This is a genomic window from Dielma fastidiosa (assembly GCF_000313565.1).
GTDB classification, from domain to species: domain Bacteria; phylum Bacillota_I; class Bacilli_A; order Erysipelotrichales; family Erysipelotrichaceae; genus Dielma; species Dielma fastidiosa.
In genome coordinates this window covers 115498-137443 of sequence record NZ_HE578931.1, presented here as the reverse complement: position 1 = coordinate 137443, position 21946 = coordinate 115498, and the positions used below count along the sequence as shown (strand labels likewise).

Here is a 21946-nt window from a genome sequence, read left to right as displayed (position 1 = left end):
TATTAGCACATTATTTATTGTCTGTAAAGACTTTCAGAACACTTTTTCTGTATTTTTTTCTTGACATACACAGTTTTTTTACCTAATATATAGTTATAGAAAGGATGGATAAAATGAGCATTGGAAAAAGAATACGCGAACTGCGCGAATCAAAAGGATTAACTCAAAGCCAACTTGCAGAATTACTCGGAATCACAAAATCTGCTGTCGGAAACTATGAATTAGACTTAAGTGGTCCTAAAGAATCCGTGTTATATAAACTAATAGATGTATTAGAATGCGATGCGAATTATCTATTTCAAGATGGAGTAAGTAAGAAACAAAACGAATTTAAGGTAACACCTTATGAACAAGAACATATAAAAAAATACCGCACCCTTGATAGGCACGGAAAAAAAGCAATAGATCAACTACTTGATGTCGAATATACGCGCATAGTAGAACAATCTTTACAATTAGATGAAGTACCAGCACCTTATCTTTATACCAAGACGGAATATCTTACAGGTCTATCAGCAGGCACAGGTTTGTTTGTATTTGATGATATTCCTACTCAGGTCATTAATGTTCCTGAAGAATACAAGGAGGCTGATTTTGTTATTGGTGTGTCTGGTGACAGTATGCAGCCTACATATTATAATGGAGATAAAGTCGCCGTTAAAAAAAGCCCCTGCATTAGCAGAGGTGAAATCGGTGTATTCATGATAGATGGTAGCGGTTATATTAAAGAGTTAGGTGATGGAGTACTTATCAGTCATAACAAATCTTTTAACGATATTAATTTAACTGAAAGTACTATTTGCATTGGTAGAGTACTAGGGAAAATTTAGGGAGATATATTTATGGAATATGTGGATAAAAGATGCCCGTATTGTAAATATAAATACTTGGTTAGAATACCTAAGAATCAAAAAATATATGGCTGTCCTGTTATCACATGCAAATCTTGTGGTCAACAGTTTTTTGATAAGGATTATATAGAACCCGGACTTCGTATTGTAGGCGCTAATTATCCAGATAAAACATTTTCTTGGAATTGGACATTATTTATATTTGATGGATTATTTGTTGCTTATGATTATAATATGCCGTATCTTCACCCATTAGAATATTTAATAGGCTCTATACTCATAATTCTAACAATTCATTCAGTAATTAATACACTTGATCAAAGAAACACTTATAAAATCAACTTAGCAAAAGCTAAAACAGATTATCAAGAATCACTTAATAGATTAAGTAACAAAGAGTATCTGCTACTTTTACAAAAGAATGGAGTAGAAATACCCAACAAATTTCTTCAATAAAAAATCTCCCGCTGGTAACAGGAGATAATAAGCAATACTAGTAATATTGCTTTGGTACAATAAAATAGTGTTTTGGCGAACATTCCTTTTATTGTACCCAAATTGTACTACATATCAAAAATTAAGACAAGGAGGGTTTCAAATGATCAAACAATATTATAAAGAAATAGTAAATCCCGCAACCGGAAGAAAAAGAAAAACTAAATTCTGGTACGCTAAAGGGAAAATCACTATTGATGGAAAACGTATAGATTATTATAAGGCTGGTTTCACCAGTGATGAAGCTGCCAGAAGTTATGAAAATAACCTTATAATAAAAGCTAGAGCTGATATAAACAACGAAATAACTTATGAAGATTTATTTAATTTATATCTTGAAGATTATCAAAAAGATGGAAAATTAAGAACTTATCAAGATTTTCAACAATTATATGATAATAGAATTAAAGAGTATTTTGGAAATATGAAAATATCAGCTATTACAAATGCAAAAATAAGGATATGGCAGCAATCACTATTAGAGACAACTAAAAAAGATGGCACTCATTTTTCTAATTCATATCTTGATAAAATACAATCGTTATTTAAAATGCCTTTAAATTATGGTTTAAAACATGGTTTCATAGATAAAAACATTAATTTTGAAAAGATTAAATTCAGATCAGAAAAAAAGAAAGAAATGAAATTTTATTCACCTGAAGAATTTAATTCATTTATAGATGCAGCCGACACATTGAAATATAAAGCTTTCTTTCTTACTTTATACTTTTGTGGTTTACGAAAAGGTGAAGCCTTAGCTCTAACATGGAATGATATTGATTTCAAAAATAAATGTATTAAAATAGAAAAAACATATGACTCTCGAAACCGTATCGTTACTACTCCAAAAACAAATAATAGTTATCGAACTGTGCTTATACCTGAAAGATGCTTAGAGGCTTTGAAAGAACTAAAATATTACTATAAAATAAAAAGCAAAGACATGGATCGCTTTGTTTTTGGCTACTTCGCTCCTTTTGGTTTAACTCCTCTTGAACTAGCCAATAAAAATTATGCTCAAAAAGCTAACTTAAAGAAAATACGCATACATGATTTCAGACATTCACATGTTACTTATCTGCTAAGTCAAGGAATAAGTGCATTTGCAATAGCAAAGCAAATAGGTGATACCCCTGAGATGGTTAATAATACTTATGGCCATTTACTAAAAGAAAGTAAAGAGCTTATAGTATCAGCGTTTAATAATATTTAATTACTGATACTCCTACAAAATTCCTACAAAAAATATCATTCAGTAAAATTTTGCGCTAAAAATGGTATATATTCGCATCCAATAATGCTTAAATATAGCTTATTATGATACTTTGTAAGAATAATCGTTCGTCCCTTCTTCTGCACCAATGAAACATAAAGCCTTATTTTAAGGCTTTTTTTGTTACTTTTTTTAATCGGTGCATATTCTCGTGCATATTTTTTAAAGAAAGGAAACAAATATGGCTATTTATAATAGTATACGAAATTAAACAAGATATTGCCAGTTGCAATGATTGCTGCCCTTCAGCACCTGCAAAATAAAATAATTAAAAATCGTACTAAAAAGGAGGTCTGCATTTAACTGCAGATCTCCTCATTTTGTTATTTCCTTGCTGCCTTAGCCGCTGCAATGAATTCCTTTGCCCGCTCTGGGTCCATTTCATTATACAGATATTGATCACGCTTCGTTGTTGTGCCAACAATCAAACCATCACAATAAGGCATTAAATCAGCAATATTGTCTTTATTTGCACCGCTTCCTAGAATCAATGGAATCTCTGGGAATGCTTTTTTTACATTTGCAAATGCACTTGTTTCCGGCGGTAATCCAGCCCGCGGCCCGCCAACGAGAATACCAGAAATCGGCAGCGCAGCTAAGCCACTGGAAATTTGAGCTTCAATTGGGCGTGTATCCAAGCATACTCCAGCGTGTGCATCAAAATAAGTATAAACATGTACATCATCAGCATCAATCTGATGACGGTATCTGAATACTTCAGCCGGACAGAATTCTTGATGACCAAACGTACCCTCATAACTATTTGTTACATAAGTACGAATAAATTTAGCGCCAATTGCTTTCGCAATCGCAAGCGTAGCAATCGGATCAATAAGACATCCGCAGCCATATGGTACATGAATCATCGGTAATACCTCAGTAACTACACGCACATAGGCAGCGATGACTTCCGGGCCGACTGATGTCAGATAAGGACGGTCACCCTCATTCGCAAAGACTACCGCATCCACGCCATTTTCCATTAGAATCGCCGCATCATGCTTTAAACGTTCGATATTCTTTTCGATTGTTGTTTCCTCATTATAATAAGGGGTGCCAGGTAAAGGCAGCAGATGCAGACAGCCAATAATTGGTTTATCACATCCGAATATTTTCTTGTGTTCTTCTAAATAGTTCATAGATTGAATCCTTTCTTATGCTAAGATACCAAAGAAGCCAAGCACAACCGACGCGAGCATTAAAGAAATCATGATTTTAGTCGGTTTCCAGCCTTTTCTCAGCATATAGACCACAACACCAAAAGTTGCAACTGATAATAAATTAGGCAGAATTGAATCAAGCATGCCCTGAACTTCTGTTGACATTCCCTGCAAAGAATAGGTTAAAGCGGTTTTTACTGGAATATTATTCGCAATCAAGCCACCGAGGATCATCATACCCAGAGCGCCTAATGCCTCTGTCATATCCTTAATCATGCCATTGCCAAGAATCTTCATAATTGCTGTCTTACCAAATTTATAACCCTGGAAATATACAAAGTGGCTGACACCCAACGCATACGCTGAGAAGCCTAAAACGAAAATCAGAACGCCAACAATTGAACCTTGCACAGCCATATCGATAGCAATTGAAAGCAGAATAACCTTAACTAAGCTTTGCGTGATTGAATCACCTAAGCCTGCCAGCGGTCCCATTAAACCTGTTTTCAAATTATCGATTGTTTCATCATCAATATCCTGACCGTTAGCTCTTCCTTCTTCAAGAGAAGCTACGATGCCTGGAATCACCGCACCCCATGTATTTTCAGTATTATAGAACGTCAGATGCCGCGTCATACCTTCCGCGAGCTTTTCTTTATCGTCACCATATAATCCCTTTAATACGGGAATCATTGACTGACAGAAACCAAGTCCCATCATACGCTCATAGTTATAACAGATTTGACCCCAGCATACCCAATACCACCAAGATTTATTCAAATCCTTTTTCGATAAAGTAATCTGATTTTCAGTTTTAACTGTTTCTTCCATATTAAGCCGCCTCCTCTTTCTTCTTGAAGTACAGATGCAGCAAGCCGCCTGCTACACCTAAGATTGCTAATGACATTGTATTAGCGCCAAAATATGAAGCAAATACAAAACCGATCAGCAAATAAGGCAGAATTGATTTCTTATAAATAGAATTAAACAACATACCTAAACCTAAGGCTGGAATCATATGACCCATTAAAGAAAGAATCGTTAATAATTTCGCAGGTATATTATTCATTAATGTTTCCAATACCGGCGCACCAAAATAGACGCATAAGAATACTGGAATAAAATAAGTCAGGAATGGAAATACTTGTGAACCTACGCGATTCATTAAAATAACACCGCGGGTATCGCCTTTTGCCGCATACTTATCCGCAATATGCACCCAGATTGGATTTAATGACATTTTGGCTGTTGAACATAATGATCCTAAAACACCAAGCGGCACAGCTATTGCCAAGCCAACTGATGCGTCAGCACCTGAAAGCATTGTCATTAATACACCAAGATAGCCTGCTAAAGCGAGATCACTTGGAATACTGCCGCCTATAGCTACTAAACCAAGATATGCCATCATAATTGTGGCACCTACTTCTAAACCATAACCTAAATCCCCCAGAACAAGTCCCCAGAATGCACCTGCAATGATTGGAGCACCAAAATACAATGACCATCTTGACCACATTGGCGCACCAGATGAAATAATCCAGCACAACAACCCTGCAATAACTGCATAAACCAGCAACATAAACTCTACCACCTTTCTATATCATATTTTTGATATCTACTTTAGAATCTGTATAAAGCATCTGGAGATAAACGGTCAGGCCTTTTTCCATTAATTCTTTAACCATTTCAATTTCAGCGGGATTTAAGTTTACATTCTTTGAAATTGATTTACGGCCAGCTAATGAACCTAAATTACCCAGATTCACTTCCTTGATGTCAAGCCCCTGTTTCACAGCATCTAAAACATACTGAATGCGCTTAAACAATAATAATACTTTAGCGGATGAATCTTTTTCCTGTTCAGCTTTATCAACGGCCTGCTGAACACTGTAAATCTCAATCTTAATGCCGGAAGGTGCAGACAGCTGCAGCACCTGTTTCATAAAATCATCCTTGCAGATCTGATCATCAACGATCCATATCGTTGATACACCTAAATACTTTGTCCAGGATGTAATGATCTGACCATGTGCCAGTCTTTCATCAACTCTTGCTAATGTGAAATTCATGTTATTTCACCTCCTTGTTAATTTCAAAAGATTTTATTGATCCTGCTCCTACGGACAGTGCAAGCTCTTTTAATTCATGCACATTTTTATAGGCTCTCTGACTGATGCACTCAATTACTATTGCGAGATTTGTACCCGTGACCACCTCAATTGTTTTTCTTTCAAACATATCATAGTAACATCTTGAAGCCTGAATAAAAGGACTTCCGCCAGCTAAATCAGTGAGTATCAGCAAACCATCAGACGCCTGCTCACATTCCTTTTTAATCTTTTCGTAAAATGTTTCAATGTGATCATCAGCCTGAAGCCCAAGTACATGAACACCTTCAAAATCCCCCATAATCATTCTGGCTGTCGCCGTCATCTCCTTAGCCAGGTTGCCATGACTGACAATTAATAAGTTTGCCATTCTTCCACTTCCTTTGACACCATTATATGAGCATAATACATCCATGTCAAAAATACAAAACAAGCAATACAGATTTAAAGTGTATTATTGATATTTTAGGCTTATGAGCGATATTATAATGATAAACCTTGAAATAAATACATATTTTTATCAATTTTTTATCAATTTTGATACATAAGATAAAATATTTTTAAATATTATCAAACTTGTGTATTATTCATGATTAAAGTTTGATACAATTTTATTTAGAAAGGCTGTGATGTATATGGATACTAAGAGTTCAAGAAAAGAAAGAGTCTATCAGGTAGTACAGGATCTGACCAAAAAAGCAATAGCCGCTAAGAATTACAGTAATATCGGTATGGATGCTTATGTCATTTCCATCATATTAAAAATCGAGCGTTCCAATGCTTCCAAAGAGCTGAATGACTTATGGCGTGAAGGCCGATTAATTAAAATACAAGGCAGACCGATTCTTTATCTGTCATTAGAGGATTTTGTAAATGCATATCCTATTAAATATATACCTACCTTTATTCCTAAGGGTAAGCAGCTTTCTGATTATCTGGAAGCTGGTGATGAACCAACTAAAACAAAACATCAGGCTTCCTCATTCGATATGCAAGTAGGCGCCCGCGGATCACTGGTTGAACAAATTCTGTCAGCAAAAGCAGCTATTAATTACCCGCCTTATGGATTGCCTACCTTATTGTGCGGAAATCTTGGCATAGGTAAAATGCAGTTTGCCCATGACATGTACGACTACGCGATGGAAACCGGTAAGTTTTCTCATAATGCTAATTTTGTGATTATTAACTGTATGGACTATGCAAACAATGCTCAGCGGCTGCGGCTGCGCTTATTTGGCAGCTTAGAAAAACGGACTAAAAATTTAATTGAACAAGCTAATGGCGGTATTTTATTCTTTGATGAAGTACAGAAGCTTGACAGCAAAGGAAAAGAACTGCTGATTGATCTGATTCATAAAGGTACATATACTAAACCGGGCGAGTCACATCTTCGTGATGTTAACGCGATGATATTAGCCTCAACAACTGAAGAAGCTGATTCAGATAATATTATTTCTGTTTCTAAATACTTCCCAGTCATAATCAGTCTGCCGGATATTGATCAGCGTGATATTAAAGAAAAGATTGAATTAATATTAAGCTATTTCAGTAAAGAAGCTAAAAATATTAAATTACCGATTCGGTTCTCTAAAGATGTTTTATTCTGTTTTGTTCAAGCGCGTTACAAGACAAATATTACTCAGCTGCGCAGTGAGATCAAACTCGCATGCTCACGGGCTTATCTGGATATTCTAAAAAGCCATTCTAGGATCTTAACAATTTCTTTCCAGCATCTATCAAACGATCTGCTTAACCGCACTTATAATGGTGACAGCAAAAAGAAAATTTCGCTGATTCTGAATCAGTTTCCTAATGAAAATATCTTCTTTGATGAAAATGGTAGTTGCAGTGATACACAGTATTTATATCATGATGAGAATAACGTACAATTATTAGAGGATAACGAGGACAATATCGGTTTGTCTGAATATACAGCCCAGCGTTTATCCCTTTTAAAAGTCATGCCGAAGCGTCAGCAGATCGCTATTAAAGCAATGCTTACACCCATCGCTGTTGATACAATCTATGAAATAATCACCCGGGAAATGATTTTTACCAATTTAAGCCTGAACTCTAATTTATTTATTGGGTTAATCTTACAGGTAGCCAATGCTATCAAGCGTACTAAAAATAATATACCGGCACCTTTCACCCCAGAAGTAAATGAACATACTCAGCCATTATTCACTGAATTAAGCAATGATATCGTACAGAGCATGAATGCTATCTATAATATTAAGATCAGTCAAATTGAAAAAGAAGGTATCTGTGATTTCTTATCAGCCATCTATCAGGTCTTATATCAAAAACCGATCGGTGTTTTAGTAATCAGTCATGGCAGCTGCATTGCGAAAGAAATGGTGCGTTTTATCAATCCAACGGAAAAGGATAAATTCAGAATTGAAGCGCTTGATTATGGCTATGAAGAATCATTAAAAGCATTCTTGCTTAAGATTTATGATCGGGCACACTTTGTCAATCAAGGCTCTGGGGTACTGATTCTTACGGATATGATGCCCTTCACTTCTTTACAAAGCGCAGTATATGAAGCAACGGGGATAAAAACCGCAGTCATGACCGGCTTAAATCTGCCAATGCTGATAAAAATTGTTGATGAATTACGCAGCAGTGATGCTAATTATACGATTTCACTTGATGCTTTTGAGAATTTTGAAAACACGGCCATCGAAAATGAGGCCAGCAACTCTCAATTTATTCAAAGGCTGACAGATGATTTTCTTGGCGAAATATTAACCTTTATCAATCCGCAGAAGGCAGTGGATACTTTATTGGTTTCATTAAACGGTATCCTTGATGAACTGCATATTCAATCGGATGAATCAATTCTAGTAAAGTTTATCACTCATACAACCAGCATGCTGGAAAGGGTAATCCGCAAAGAACCGCTTGATTATCAGAAATTAAAACGCTTCACTAAGGAACACAGCAAGCTGATTCAGTTGATTGAAAATCACCTGCGTTATGTGAATGAAACCTTTGGCATTCAAATTCCGCCTTCGGAATTAGCATATATTACTGAAATTTTTATTCCATTGATTAAGGAACAGACATTATAATGAAATTCATGATGTTTAAAATCAGTGAATTTTCAAAACTGACTCAGGTTTTTGTACGCATGCTTCGTTATTATGATGAGGTTTGTTTAATGGTGTCAGAAGTGGCCGAAAAGCTATGAGGCATCCGCTGAATTTGATTGGGCCAGTGTATTCAACTTTTAATAGCCTGCAGTATAGAAAAAAGAGTGATGGAACTTGGGAAAAAAACATCACTCTTTTTAACGGCGGAGATAATACTCATTGAAGATGATTATCTCCATATATAAACTTATGGGTAAGATCATCAAGTTAATGCCAGTCAGCAAAGTATAAATCTTATAAAGTATACTTTGTAAGACAGTGCTTTTTAGACCATTTTCAGTACAAAAATGTCCAAATTCAGTTTACAAATGATATAATTCAGCCTATAATAGAGATAAATCAAGTGTCTCATAAAGTATACTTTTTGACACAGTTCACATTCTGAGCCATTATAAACAAAAAAAGCTATCTTATTGAAATCCCTTTGAACTTCAATAATGATAGCTTTTAATTCATAACTTTTGCAGGCTTCAGCAAACAAGTCGCTTGTTCAATCGTCAATGGATGATAAAAATAATAACCTTGCGCATAATGATAATCCAGCTGTTTTAAAAGATTTACCTGTTCCTGCGTCTCTACACCTTCTACGATGATAGTCTGCCCTAAATCTCTTGCCATTTGTTTAATTGCTTTTAAAATTGCCATTGTCCGCAAAAGGTTTTTTCTGTTGAATTGAATGAACTTAATATCCAATTTTAACACTGAAACCTCAATATCCTTCAGCATATTCAGTGAAGAATAGGCACTTCCAAAGTCATCAATTGATATCCTGAAACCCGCTTTGCTTAATTGATCAATTGTATCCGTAACAATTTTATAATCCTCAATATAGGCGCTTTCGGTTACTTCCAGCTCTATTAAGTCAGCCGACAGATCATATTTAGTTAATAATCCTTTAAAGATAGACAGCAAATCCAAAGAATAAAAATCAATTCGTGATACATTGACCGAAACAGGCACTACGTGAAGACCTTCTTTGATCCACTCATGAAGCTGACTGCAAACTAGATCCCATACGAATAGATCAAGCTGATGAACTGTTCGATTACGTTCCAAAATGGGAATAAACACATCGGGTCCTACAATTCCATCATTAGGATGACGCCAGCGAACCAATGCCTCTAAGCCGATCACTTCACCTGTATCAATCTGACATTTAGGCTGCATATAACAAGTGAATTCCTTCTTTTTTAATGCCTGTCTTATTTCCTGCGTTAAAAACTGTTCACTCATCAGTTTTCTTTTCATGTCGCAGTCATACTTAACAACCCGTTGGTCATGAATTCCTTCAATTGACTTTAACGCCAGCTGCGCACAGTCATAAGCTTCAGCCGGACTCATAGAATGATTAATTTCACAGATTCCAACCTTCAGCAAAAACTCTCTGATAGCATCTGTGTATTTAGCAAATTCCTCAATTTGTTTAGCCAACCATTTTTCTAAATCGTCGGTCACCGGATATAACAGTGCAAAATCATCATTACCAAAATGACCGGCAATAGTTCCGGCACTTTCAGCTGCTTTTTTAATATCCCCTGCCAGCAAATTTAAGAGTCGGTCACCTGCTTTACGGCCATACCAATCATTATAAATCTTAAAATGCTCAATATCTAAACTGATAATACACATGGGGTACTTATCGTTTTTTTCGATGATTTCTGCCGCTTTTTTAAAAAAGGCATCAAAATTATATAACCCCGTTAATGGATGATACTCATTGATAACTGGAAGACTTCCTTTTTTCATATTTACCCTTTCCCGCTCATCGACCTGTCGGTATTTGTCCTAATCGACGATAAAAAAATTAGTTCCCAGTTTTTTCCTTTTTTTATTATATTACCTGTCAGCAGATTTTACAAGCTAACTGGCATGATACTCTTTATAAATCTGATTTTTTGATACACCGCGTTCTTTCGCAACCTTTTTAATCGCTTCATTGGTGCTGTATCCCTGTGAAATATATGAATTAATATGCTCATAAAGCGGCGGGAAGATTTCCGGCTGAATCGCTGTTTCCTTGCTGCCTTCCATAACAATAACCATTTCACCTTTTAAATCATCAACAATTTCAATAATTTCGGATATTCTGCCGCGGATAAATTCTTCATGTTTTTTAGTCAGCTCTCTAGCCAGACATATAAAACGATCCCCAAAAACATCCAGACATGTTTCCAGCATTTTCTTAATACGATGCGGTGCTTCATAAAATATTAAAGTTTGTCTGATACCCTTTAATTCAAGACACTCTTTACGCCGCTCATTTTCACTTGCCTTCAAAAAGCCGACAAACATATATGGCTGTGCGCAGATACCAGACGCGACTAACGCGTTTAAACCGGCACTGGCCCCTGAAATCGGCACAACATTGTAACCTGCTTCAATAACCAGCTGTACAATCACCTGGCCAGGATCAGAAACCAGCGGATAACCGGCATCTGACACAACTGCGATATTTTTACCTTCATCAAGAAGATTAAGCAACCCCTTTGCACTCTCATGTTCATTATGTGAATGATGAGCGATGCAGCGGGTTTTAATATCAAAATGCGACAATAGCTTCATTGTATTACGAGTATCCTCTGCAGCAATAATATCTACTTCATTTAGGATTCTGATTGCTCTTGGTGTTAATTCTTCAAGATTGCCAATAGGCGTAGCTACTAAATATAAAGTCGCTTTGCCATTCTCAAAGCTTTTCTGCCTTTTCATCGTTTTGACCAATCAATTTCAGGCCATAGCTCAGAGAAGTCAAGGAATTGAACATCTTCTTTATTTTCAATTTTTACTTGCTTCAATAAGACATTTAAGCTTGTGATCCGATATCGATTTCCTTTATATTCAATCTGCGAATTCATTTTCGGCAATCCTTCACGCATTTGCTTATATTGCGAATCCTCAAACTTTAAACAGCACATTAATTTACCGCATTGACCGGACAGCTTCTGCACATTTAATGCTAAAAGCTGATTCTTAGCCATGTTAATTGATACTACATCAAAGTCATTCATAAACCGTGAACAGCAGGTTTCCATTCCGCATGCGCCTAAACCGCCGACAATCTTTGCCTTATTACGAGGTCCAATCTGTCTTAATTCAATACGGCATTTAAACTGTGTCGCAAGATCTTTAAGCAGGTCACGGAAATCAACACGATCATCCGCCACATAAACGAAAATGATTTTACTGCGATCCAGTGTATATTCCGCATCAATCAAACGCATATCTAAATTCAAACGATTAATTGCTGCCTCACAGACCTTCAAAGCCTCCTTAGCCGCTTTCACATTATTCTCAATATCTTTTAAATCCTTTGGTGTAGCCTTACGCAGAATTGGCTTGATTTCCAAATCCGTCGGCACTTCACAGAAAGCACGGCTTTCTTTCACTATTTCGCCAACCTCAAGACCGCGAACCGTTTCTACGACTACAGAATCATTCACCTTAAGACTGCCGTCATTCGTACCAAAAGTATAAATCTTTTTAGACTCTTTAAAACATACAAATGCGATATAGTCATAATGAATTGTCTTACCAGCTGGTTTATTTTCTCTAGGCCGGTTCTCCTGCTGATGAACTTCCTTTTTCACAGCTTCCTTTTTAACCGGTTCAGAATTCGTTTCATTCTTATGGCTTGTCTTTTTCGTATCTTGTGTATTCTTAGGCTGTTCAGTCTTGATACTTTCATTAACAGCTTCTTCATTCTTCTTTTTATTTTCTTTATTTTGACGATGTCGGTTGTGATTTGGACGTTTCTTATTCTCCGTCACTTTCTTTTCATTCTCTTCACTCATTGTTTCAACTCCTTCATTTTCGCAATCAGCTGATCGCACAATAAACTTAAATTAACCGAACGGCCGCATTTATCTTTTGCTTCCATACAGGCGCTTAGATAAGCAATACAATCCTTTGCATCATATGACTTCATAGCATTTAACCATGATTGACTGGTACATATTGTTTTACCCTTGATACAATCTTTAAAGAAGATGCTTAATATATCTAAAAACATCATAAACTGCAGCTTATCAGAACCTTTTTTATCTTTAAACCCTTCACGCTGCAAATGAACTAACGCCTGATCCGGACTTATATGTAATTTCTGTATCGTATCCATTGCCATGATTCGTGCCTGCTGATAATTTTCATCCTCAAGCTTTAATACAATCTCTTCCCAGCATCCTGATAAATGCGAAAGCAAATAGGCATCTAATGGATCAATATTCTCTTTCATACAATATTCATAGCAAGTGCTGACATTCGCTTTGCGCAGCGGTATATTCTGACATCTTGACTGAATCGTCGGCAGCAAGCGGTCAAGCTGCTCCACAGTGAGAATCGCGAAGACATCCTGCACAGGTTCCTCAAGAAATTTCAATAAGCTGTTTAACGCATCTAAGGTTGCATTTTCAGCATAATGCAAAACATAAATTTTTTTACCTTTAGCTTCCACTGAGGTTTTATTAAACTCTTCTTGTATTCCCAATATATCCTGCTTCTTAATTGAGGTTTTCTCACCATCCACAAAGATAAAATCCGCATAATTATGTTCAGCAATTCGCTGACATGTGTTGCAGACTTCACAGGCGAAGCCTTTTTCATCACACAGCAGACTTTGTGCCAATAAAATCGCCGTTTCTTTTTTAGGTGTACCTTTTTCACCAACTAACAAGTAGGCATGGGCATAATGTTCTGAAATAAGTGCATTTTCTAATATTTTATAAGCAATTGGCTGTTCTTTACACAGACGTTCTTTAAACATTTTTAATCAGCTCCAGCACATAGTTCATGGAATCATTTAATACATGTTCAATATCTTGACTGGCATCAACAATTTTCATGCGGTGCTTATATTTCTTAAGAACTTCTTCATAGCCCTTAGAAACCAGCTTATGAAAATTAGTTGTTTCAAGATCAAGACGATCTTTAAATGCTCTTGTTTCAATCCGTTTAAGTCCTTCCTCATAGGCAAGATTCAAATAAACGGTTGCATCTGGAAAATGTCCTTCAATCGCAAATTCGTTGATGCGGAACACTTCTTCAATGCCTAAGCCTCTAGCATATCCCTGATACGCTAATGAACTATCTATAAATCGGTCACAAATCACGATCTGCCCTTTTTCAAGAGCCGGCAATACTTTCTCAATTAAATGCTGACGGCGGCTTGCGGCATAAAGCAAAGCTTCTGTTTTAGCGTCCATATTAACATTTTTTGGATCAAGGATTACACGCCGTATCTGCTCAGCGATATCAATACCGCCTGGCTCTCTTGTATAGATGGCATCATAACCTGCCGCTGTTAATCGCTTTTGTACCTCTGTACTTATTGTTGTTTTTCCGCTGCCATCCGGTCCCTCGAATGTGATAAAGTATCCCTTCATGAATCAGTATCCTCTCTTTGTTCTAAAACTTCAAAATAAGCGTTAGAGCCTATTCTGACTTATAAATTATACCACAAGTGACCTGATATAAAAAGTTAAGGTTCTTGGAATTATCAGCCGGTAATAACTTAATCAGAACAGATCGGTCATAGACATAAAAATTCAGGAATATTGACACAAGGACACATTCCTGAATTTTCAGATTATTTATTAGTTTTTCTTCTTTTCTTTATATACAGAATCGTGCCAGCAACAATTACCGCTGCTGCCGCTGATAACATCAGCAGCATTGAATCGTTCTGTTTTGGTGCCGGTTGATTTTCTGTTGGTTTAATTTCTGATGGTTCCTCAGTTTTTACATCAGCTTCCTTTTCCCAGCCCGGATATAATTTCAAATCTTCTTCGAAATCATCTTCAGGCTTCCAAGGAATCGTACAATCTTCATCAACAAACCAGCCTTTAAAAATATAACCTTCTTTTACCGGTTCCTCAGGCAGCTCTTTTTTATCTGTTTCTGCCTCTAAATGAACCGATGATTGTTCATTCGGCTTATAGTCTGTGAATGGATATTCCTCAGTATTTACTTGCCAACCGGCAAACAACGTTAAATCGCTGTAAACGCGATTGTCGAAATCCCATGGAATCGTACAATCCTGGTCAACATACCAGCCAGTAAAGGTATAGCCCTCTTTAAATGGCTTAGCCGGCATCGCGGTGATATTTCCTTCTGATACTGATTCTGAATGATACTCGTTATCAATTAGATAATTAAAAATTACGACATAGTTCTTTTGGCTTGGTTCAATTTTCTCCCAGCCCGCATAAAGAATCAGATTCTCTTTTACAGTATCCTTTGCGAAATCCCACGGCTGGGTACACTCTTTATCTAAATACCAACCGGTAAACGTATAGCCGGACTTTGTAGGTTTCATTGGTTCATTGATTTTCCCGCCTGCTCGTATATCGCTGATATAGCCAATAATTTTGCCATTTTCTGATACAAATCGGACAGCATAAGATGTTGAATGCGAACCAGAGCCTCCCGGCATACTTGCCGGTTTCTTGACATCCTTATAAGCAATTACATATATTGAAAACTTATCGCTGCTGACCACTATAATATCACTACTTGCGGCCTCATTAGGTAATACATCTGCCTGAGTCTGTCCGTTTGAAGTGTGCAGTCTTACAATATAGAACTCCCTGACAAAGCCAGCTTCAACACTTGGAAGATCTGACGGCACTTCAAAAACTAACTGAATCGGTTCTTTCAAATCTGTGAGTGGAATTTCTTTATTAACATTATCACCACTTAATTTTTTTACAACACTTATATCAAAACTTTCATTGATAACAGCATCCTGTAATACTGTATTTAAAATTTGACTTACATCATCATCTATAGCCTTATCTGTAACCTTAACATCAACTGTAAATTTTATATTATCATCCTTAAGTGCCTTGGCATCTTCGGCTTCCATATTCTCTAATAGGTAAAGCCGATTCGCAACAGCTACCTTATCTGAAGGAACATTTATTTCAACCTGATCTAATTTGGAAATTGCATCATACAGCTTTTCCTTTGAATCATTTTTTATTTCACTGCCTACTTCATCATAGTTCAGCTTTGCATCTAAGATGTTGTTTTTATCCTCTTGACTTATAACTTCCTTATCGCTGATATCCGGCAGCTTATCAATGGCTGATTCAACATCAGCAGCATTCATAAGTGTAAATTCAATCACAAGCTGATGGTCTGCCTGCATATCTTTAATTACATATTTATTATTGGTTATATCATTTGTTATATCGTATCCATCTAAGACTGCAGAATATAATTTATATCCATTATCAGGGATGAAAGTTATTGACAAGTCATCACCTTGTACTGCACCATAAGGCTTATCTAAAATAACACTGCCATGAACAGGTGTACCGAAATCCACACTATATCCCTTTTCTATACCGGTCAACTTAACACTGCCTGTCACCGTCTTGTAATTATATGAATTTTCTGCATTCTCTACAGGCATATAAGTCCATGTATACTCATGCTCACCCGTTTTTAATGTCTGACCAGCATCCCACGCAATAGTGCCGGGTGTATCACCTTCAGAAAGCTGAATCTCTGGTAAACCATTGGCAATGATTTGCGGACGAGTGTCATAGAGTGGATGAATAACTGGGTCTGCCTGGCGAATAAAAACGCTAAAATCATGGGTTTCGCTATTGATTACGATTGGCTTACCATCCTTTAATACACAGGTCTGTACTCTAACTGCACACGAAATTTCATATTTTGGCTCTCTCACATCACTAAACTCATAGATATTTTCATCATATCCTGATAATACTGCAGGCGAAAAATTAATTGTACTCCAACTCCATGTATAATAAAACACAACATCCCCATCTTTTGCTGATCCGATTGGTTTAGCTGACGGATGACTGGCTTCAACTTTCAACAGTATCGGCTGCCCATCATATACTTTATCAATATTCGCACTGAATTTATAAGTAGCTTTCTCATATGCCTTAATCGCATAGATTACATCAGAAGTAACAGCACTTGTTTCTTTTAAAGGAGATATTGATGTTTTTGAAACTCCCCAATTCTTACCTTCTAATTGAGGAAATTTATAGTTTGTCGTTAACCATTGGCCATCATCTTGCTTTTCCATATTGAAGGCATGGTTGTATAGTCTAAGGATTGGATCAAAACTCTCAGGGCCGTCGGTTATAAAATTTACTTTCATCTCATAACCAACATAATGACTTTGACTACTGCCGAGCATTTTTATTATATCAGTATAATCTTCCTTGTCACAAATGATAGCTTGTAAATTAATTGATTTCAATGAAGTACTGGTTATGAATTTATCATTTGTTGAATCTTTACGTTTAGGTAAATACACAGTAATTTTTCCTGTATCTCCAAATGTATTTTTACCTATTGTTTGTACAGAATCTGGAATTATAATTGTGCCATTCAAGCCACTACAATATCTAAAAACTGAATCTGGTAAAGCAGTTATATTATTACCTTCAAAAATAACCGATGTGATTCCTTGTTGGCCGGAAAAAGCAACAGTTTCTATGCTTTTAACGCTTTCTGGAATGACAAGTTTCCCAGTAAAGCTTGCTGAAGGATCTATTTTAAATGCATTGTTACCTATTTTCTCAAGTTTAGAAGGTAGTTTTAATTGCCCAGTGAATCTGCAATAAAAAAAAGCATACGATTCTATTGACAACAAATCATCTGGTAAAACTAATTTACCGTTTAAGCCTGTGCATTCTCTGAAAGCATTATTGCCAATTATAGTTACTGAATCAGGAATTATAAGATCACCTGTGATATTCTTTGCATAATAAAAAGCATCATTGCCAATACGGGTTAAATTCGTTGCATTAGACAAATCAAGACTAACAAAATCACAGCCAGAATACTTGTTATTATACCAAAGACTAAAAGCTTTATCACCAATAGCTGTTACTGCTGTGCCCTTAACACTATCTGGAATAACTAAATTAATATTCTTTTTTTGCTCAGCACTCAATCCATTTAAATAAGTGATAGATAACCCCGTCAATGTCCCATCAGTATTAATGGTATAATCATCTTCCGTAGGTGTTACCATGACTGATTCAGATAGATTAACCGGCTCTGATGCAATCCATTCAATTTCATTATCAACACTTTGAATAACCACCGTTATTTCAGGTACATCACCTGCTATATCCGCAGACAATTCGTACACTTCTTCATCCCATAGCGGTGTAAAAACATACTCATCTTCATCAGTATCATTATAACTATCACACTGCCAGCTTACATTGATACTTTCACTGATGTCGCTTTTTTCCAGATAAACACCCAATTGATCGGGAAAACCTATTTCATCAATTGGCAGCTTTTCATTCAATATAAAATAATCCTTATCTAATACATCAAAACCTGTAATCAAAGCTAGGTTTGACTTTAAGGAGTCTTCTTCCTCAGATTCATCAGTTATTTGATCTGCATTTATCTCCTCTTCAGTCTCTTGTGCATAAACAGTGTAACCTGTGAGATTCAAAGTTAAAGCACAAGCCATAATACCAATCGCCCAGTTTTTTAAATGCCTATTCATTATGATTTCCTCCGTAAATTCATTGTGAATATTAGTTAAGTCCATTGTACCTCTTATATAGAAAATGTAAATCATATTTAACGTTAATTCACTTAATTTACGAATTTGTTGATTGATTATTTCAAATAAAGCACAAATAGATAAATACGGCTCGCGTATCAGCAAGACATCCTTATCAATGTGCAGCCTTTCAGGCTTTTGATAGATTGAAAATTACTCGATGATTCCTAATTCCTTTGCTTTTAGTATCGCATCCATTGCATTATTCACTTCTAATTTTTTATATGCCAGAGAAGTATGTGATTTAATAGTAGGAATGCTTAAACCTGTCATTTCAGCAATTTCGGCATTCTTATAACCCTGAGAAAGAAGTTCCAGCATGTAAGTCTGCTGCTTTGACAACTTAACTGGTTTATCCTGCTTTTTATCTGACTGATTTATATATCCCACATGTTTATTACCAAAGCTATATGCCGCTAACAGAATATCATTTACATAGGCTCGAGTAAGCGGGCCTGTATACTCCTTCTCAGCAATTCTTAACAAAATTCTTTTCAAAACAGGAACAATGGCTTTACCTTCATCGGCAACCACTCGAATAAATCCATAAGGCTGCAAAATCTCAAGTGTTTCAATTAGTTCGACTTCTGCTTCTTTTTTTCGATTCATCATCCAGTAAAGCGCTGAAAGGATTGCGCCTGCCTCACATCTGTCCAAGGGGCGATTCAGATTGCTTCCAAATGAACGAAGCAGATGCAGATAATGCAAAGCCTTTTCCATATTGCCTAAAGCTGCATAGGCTCGTGCCGTGGTGAAATGTTGGAAAGAACGGAAAAATTCAATATGATCAATATCCGTTACATAGTAACAATCAATCCATTCACGCGCTGCGGATTTGTCACCATTAAACAGTGCCCATTTTGTATGATAGGCATTCAAGTTAGGTCTAAAATATTGAGCAGACTCATTAATATATGAAGATAAGCTTTCCATTGCTTTTCCAGCTTCACTGTATAAACCTAATTGCCAGAGAATACTATGCTGAAGCACCATTACACAGATGCGGCCATCTGGCTTATTTTCTGCTTTAATCATATTCAAAACCTCAGTATTCTGTTTCAACGCGGTTTCAAGCTGATTCTTCTCATAAGTGAAAGATGCCAGAATACCTGGACGCAGATATTCCCATTCCTTCCCTAATAACGGTGCATAAGTTGTATCAATTTTATCCAGTATTTTTGGATTTAAAGCAATTTCAGAGTAGTCTCGATTACTGCGGTGCATATATGGAAGATTATGAGTAAAAGAAGCAATGCTTGTAGCAAGCCCTGCCTGCGTATAGTTTTTCAGCACACCGCGAAACAGATAAAATAAAGTAACCTGAGTTTTCAATGATCTCCGATAATCCACATGAAAAGCCAACATTGCAAATTCTACAAATTCATTCCCTGCCTTAGCAATGCGGGGTAAGTTCAAAAGTATAGCATCCATATGCTTAGCATATTCTTCATAACGGCTTGTCAAATAGTAATACCATGCATATAAGACATGCAGAACTGGTGCTTCTTTAGCGGCTCTTTCGGGCAGCGGGTTAGCAAAAAAGCTATGCAGAAAATCAGCATAATCAGCAACGCCATTTTTATTTCCCCGAAACAGAAAAAGAAATAGAAAATTATCTGTTCCTTTGTAGTCACCGCTCATCAGCCAGAAACGCAGAGCCTTTGAATAGTCTTCATGATCTTTGTAGTAACGAGCTGCGGTTTTATATAGTGATGCAATATCAGCGCCTGATTCATTCAGCTGTTTTTGAAGAAATTCCTGAAACAGATGATGATAACGATAAACATCTCCATGAAGCCTGCTTAAAAAGGAATTAGAACGGCTTAAATCTTCCATTACTTCAGCAGCATCGCATCTGCCAGATAAAGCCGCGGCCAATTCAGCATTAAATTCACTGGCAATTGATGTACGCATACAAAAATCTCGCAGCTTACTATCCCAAGCATTCCATGCTAAGTCCTTAAAAAAATGAGCAAAATCATCCCCGCTGCCATCAGCAATCTTTCCGGAAAGCGCGATGGCATTAACACCTATGGCCCAGCCATCGGTTGCCATATAAATGAATTTAGTTTCATCGGGAGTGAGAAAGTGACCCAGTTTATTCAGATATTGGCGAATTTCTGTCTCTGTAAACCTAAGTGATTCGCGGCGTATAACATTCCTCTTTTTATCTTTGATGAAAGGCTCAAATTCAACTGGAACATCGCCTCTCGATAAGATAAAGACAGTGAAGGTATGAGGCAGCCGACGTAAAATGATTGGCAGCGATTTTATAATTTCATTATTCGTAATCAAATGAAAATCATCAAGTACAATGACATATCTTTCCGTTTCTGGACGTAATTCGCTGAGCAATTCCACAGTATGTTCAACCGGTGTCGCAGAAAAAGCAATATCTGTGAGAATACGTCCCATATTTTCATTATCAGGCTGAAGAGAATATAAACCTGTAGCCAGCAATTTATAAAATACAGAGGGTGAATTATCATAACGATCCAGTCCTATCCATACAGGGATTCGCTTGTTTTTGTTCAGCCATAATAATGTAGTCACAGTCTTGCCGCTGCCGCCTTGGGCAGAAACAAAAACAAAACCATCCATTGCTGCTTCATCAAAACATGTTAATAGACTTTTACGTGGAGCACAAATTTCAGGAAGCTGAGCAGGAACAAATTTATCACTTAAAAAAATGGGTTTCTCTTTCATATGATCATCGCCTCACTTAAATATTAAACATTCTTTATCGTTTCATTATAACATAATTTAAAATAATGCTGCTAAAACCTCATACCGTATGATTTTATTTTTTATAGCCCTGTGCTATGCTTTGGTCATAGAGGTGGTGAGGTTATGGCAATTGAGGACAGGATGTATGATTTTTCCGTAAGGATTGCTGAAATTGTCCGCTATTTAAAGGAAAATGACAGTGGTTTTCCGCTTTGTGATAAGCTGCTGGACTGTGTTATCAGTGCTGGTATCTTTATCCGAAAAGATAATTATCAAGAAGCGGCTGATAATTTACAACAGATAAGCTACATTCTGGAAATGGCAGTAAAATCTGGATATCTCACTGAACGGCAGAGCCAGCCTATTCTAAGTGATTGCCATGAACTTCTGACGGCAGTCACCGATGCAAAACAGTAATAATTTAAAAGTAAAAAAGGAGGAAACAATATGAAACGAAAAAGAATAAGGGCATTGCTTTTATCAACAGCACTTGTGATTACACAGCTGCCAATGGTGATAATGGCAGATGATTTTAAGACAGAGAACACCCTTGTCAAATCCATCACTGATTGGACGTTTATAAATGATGAACAACTGAATAAT

General features: G+C 36.5%; 17 protein-coding genes. 5 read left to right on the top strand and 12 right to left on the bottom strand.

The genetic code is table 11. The features are described from left to right. Positions 1–113 precede the first annotated feature (113 nt). The 3 genes from DAHG_RS16400 to DAHG_RS20710 all read left to right on the top strand — a co-directional run bounded on the left by DAHG_RS16400 (position 114) and on the right by DAHG_RS20710 (position 2559). Positions 114–830 carry an XRE family transcriptional regulator gene (locus tag DAHG_RS16400; RefSeq protein WP_022939436.1) on the top strand — a complete coding sequence of 239 codons (717 nt, stop codon included), beginning with the start codon at positions 114–116 and terminating at the stop codon, positions 828–830. Between the two features lie 12 nt (positions 831–842). Continuing rightward, positions 843–1307 carry an Rcat domain-containing protein gene (locus tag DAHG_RS16395; protein WP_022939435.1) on the top strand — a complete coding sequence of 155 codons (465 nt, stop codon included), beginning with the start codon at positions 843–845 and terminating at the stop codon, positions 1305–1307. Positions 1308–1449: 142 nt separating this feature from the next. Beyond that, complete coding sequence (locus DAHG_RS20710; RefSeq protein ID WP_022939434.1) at positions 1450–2559, top strand: site-specific integrase; 1110 nt, start codon at positions 1450–1452, stop codon at positions 2557–2559. 383 nt (positions 2560–2942) lie between these two features. Here the strand turns inward: DAHG_RS20710 and DAHG_RS16385 are convergent, their stop codons facing one another. From DAHG_RS16385 to DAHG_RS20055, 5 genes are read right to left on the bottom strand one after another with little or no spacing between them, the layout of a single operon-like run. Further along, positions 2943–3758, bottom strand: a complete 816-nt coding sequence (locus DAHG_RS16385; protein ID WP_022939433.1) for a BtpA/SgcQ family protein — start codon at positions 3756–3758, stop codon at positions 2943–2945. Between the two features lie 15 nt (positions 3759–3773). After that, complete coding sequence (locus DAHG_RS16380) at positions 3774–4610, bottom strand: PTS system mannose/fructose/sorbose family transporter subunit IID (protein WP_022939432.1); 837 nt, start codon at positions 4608–4610, stop codon at positions 3774–3776. A 1-nt stretch (position 4611) separates the two neighbouring features. After that, positions 4612–5361 carry a PTS mannose/fructose/sorbose/N-acetylgalactosamine transporter subunit IIC gene (locus DAHG_RS16375; RefSeq protein WP_022939431.1) on the bottom strand — a complete coding sequence of 250 codons (750 nt, stop codon included), beginning with the start codon at positions 5359–5361 and terminating at the stop codon, positions 4612–4614. 16 nt (positions 5362–5377) lie between these two features. Beyond that, positions 5378–5851, bottom strand: a complete 474-nt coding sequence (locus DAHG_RS20060; protein ID WP_022939430.1) for a PTS system mannose/fructose/N-acetylgalactosamine-transporter subunit IIB — start codon at positions 5849–5851, stop codon at positions 5378–5380. Between the two features lies 1 nt (position 5852). Beyond that, entirely contained in the window at positions 5853–6260 is a 408-nt protein-coding gene (locus DAHG_RS20055; RefSeq protein ID WP_022939429.1) for a PTS sugar transporter subunit IIA, read from the bottom strand. Positions 6261–6525: 265 nt separating this feature from the next. Between DAHG_RS20055 and DAHG_RS16360 the strand changes: the two genes are divergently transcribed. Further along, positions 6526–8967 carry a PRD domain-containing protein gene (locus DAHG_RS16360; RefSeq protein WP_161650561.1) on the top strand — a complete coding sequence of 814 codons (2442 nt, stop codon included), beginning with the start codon at positions 6526–6528 and terminating at the stop codon, positions 8965–8967. Between the two features lie 528 nt (positions 8968–9495). On the opposite strand, the gene DAHG_RS16345 is transcribed toward DAHG_RS16360, so the two are convergent. The 7 genes from DAHG_RS16345 to DAHG_RS16310 form a co-directional block, all read right to left on the bottom strand. Further along, a complete protein-coding gene (locus DAHG_RS16345; RefSeq protein WP_022939425.1) occupies positions 9496–10794 on the bottom strand; it encodes a putative bifunctional diguanylate cyclase/phosphodiesterase in 1299 nt (432 codons plus the stop codon). Positions 10795–10908: 114 nt separating this feature from the next. Then, positions 10909–11757 carry a 16S rRNA (cytidine(1402)-2'-O)-methyltransferase gene (gene rsmI, locus DAHG_RS16340; protein WP_022939424.1) on the bottom strand — a complete coding sequence of 283 codons (849 nt, stop codon included), beginning with the start codon at positions 11755–11757 and terminating at the stop codon, positions 10909–10911. Beyond that, complete coding sequence (gene ricT, locus DAHG_RS16335) at positions 11754–12839, bottom strand: regulatory iron-sulfur-containing complex subunit RicT (RefSeq protein ID WP_022939423.1); 1086 nt, start codon at positions 12837–12839, stop codon at positions 11754–11756. Before ricT ends, rsmI begins: the two co-directional genes overlap by 4 nt. Next, positions 12836–13807, bottom strand: coding sequence for a hypothetical protein (locus tag DAHG_RS16330; RefSeq protein WP_022939422.1), 972 nt, complete (start codon positions 13805–13807; stop codon positions 12836–12838). Before DAHG_RS16330 ends, ricT begins: the two co-directional genes overlap by 4 nt. After that, positions 13800–14426: a dTMP kinase gene (tmk, locus tag DAHG_RS16325; protein ID WP_022939421.1), complete on the bottom strand. Its 627-nt coding sequence runs from the start codon at positions 14424–14426 to the stop codon at positions 13800–13802. The genes DAHG_RS16330 and tmk overlap by 8 nt, the downstream gene beginning before the upstream one ends. 203 nt (positions 14427–14629) lie before the next feature. Beyond that, positions 14630–18601 (bottom strand): leucine-rich repeat protein, encoded by a 3972-nt coding sequence (locus DAHG_RS21005; protein WP_022939420.1) that lies wholly within the window; start codon positions 18599–18601, stop codon positions 14630–14632. A gap of 168 nt (positions 18602–18769) precedes the next feature. Further along, positions 18770–21322, bottom strand: a complete 2553-nt coding sequence (locus DAHG_RS16310; protein WP_022939419.1) for a LuxR C-terminal-related transcriptional regulator — start codon at positions 21320–21322, stop codon at positions 18770–18772. Between the two features lie 144 nt (positions 21323–21466). Here DAHG_RS16310 and DAHG_RS16305 point away from each other — a divergent pair, with 144 nt between their 5' ends. Continuing rightward, positions 21467–21760 (top strand): hypothetical protein, encoded by a 294-nt coding sequence (locus DAHG_RS16305; protein WP_022939418.1) that lies wholly within the window; start codon positions 21467–21469, stop codon positions 21758–21760. Positions 21761–21946: the final 186 nt, after the last annotated feature.

Coding starts and splice junctions, on each gene's coding strand:
- DAHG_RS16400 (WP_022939436.1), top strand. CDS start 114: ATGAGCATTGGAAAAAGAATACGCGAACTGCGCGAATCAAAAGGATTA.
- DAHG_RS16395 (WP_022939435.1), top strand. CDS start 843: ATGGAATATGTGGATAAAAGATGCCCGTATTGTAAATATAAATACTTG.
- DAHG_RS20710 (WP_022939434.1), top strand. CDS start 1,450: ATGATCAAACAATATTATAAAGAAATAGTAAATCCCGCAACCGGAAGA.
- DAHG_RS16385 (WP_022939433.1), bottom strand. CDS start 3,758: ATGAACTATTTAGAAGAACACAAGAAAATATTCGGATGTGATAAACCA.
- DAHG_RS16380 (WP_022939432.1), bottom strand. CDS start 4,610: ATGGAAGAAACAGTTAAAACTGAAAATCAGATTACTTTATCGAAAAAG.
- DAHG_RS16375 (WP_022939431.1), bottom strand. CDS start 5,361: ATGTTGCTGGTTTATGCAGTTATTGCAGGGTTGTTGTGCTGGATTATT.
- DAHG_RS20060 (WP_022939430.1), bottom strand. CDS start 5,851: ATGAATTTCACATTAGCAAGAGTTGATGAAAGACTGGCACATGGTCAG.
- DAHG_RS20055 (WP_022939429.1), bottom strand. CDS start 6,260: ATGGCAAACTTATTAATTGTCAGTCATGGCAACCTGGCTAAGGAGATG.
- DAHG_RS16360 (WP_161650561.1), top strand. CDS start 6,526: ATGGATACTAAGAGTTCAAGAAAAGAAAGAGTCTATCAGGTAGTACAG.
- DAHG_RS16345 (WP_022939425.1), bottom strand. CDS start 10,794: ATGAAAAAAGGAAGTCTTCCAGTTATCAATGAGTATCATCCATTAACG.
- rsmI (WP_022939424.1), bottom strand. CDS start 11,757: ATGAAAAGGCAGAAAAGCTTTGAGAATGGCAAAGCGACTTTATATTTA.
- ricT (WP_022939423.1), bottom strand. CDS start 12,839: ATGAGTGAAGAGAATGAAAAGAAAGTGACGGAGAATAAGAAACGTCCA.
- DAHG_RS16330 (WP_022939422.1), bottom strand. CDS start 13,807: ATGTTTAAAGAACGTCTGTGTAAAGAACAGCCAATTGCTTATAAAATA.
- tmk (WP_022939421.1), bottom strand. CDS start 14,426: ATGAAGGGATACTTTATCACATTCGAGGGACCGGATGGCAGCGGAAAA.
- DAHG_RS21005 (WP_022939420.1), bottom strand. CDS start 18,601: ATGGACTTAACTAATATTCACAATGAATTTACGGAGGAAATCATAATG.
- DAHG_RS16310 (WP_022939419.1), bottom strand. CDS start 21,322: ATGAAAGAGAAACCCATTTTTTTAAGTGATAAATTTGTTCCTGCTCAG.
- DAHG_RS16305 (WP_022939418.1), top strand. CDS start 21,467: ATGGCAATTGAGGACAGGATGTATGATTTTTCCGTAAGGATTGCTGAA.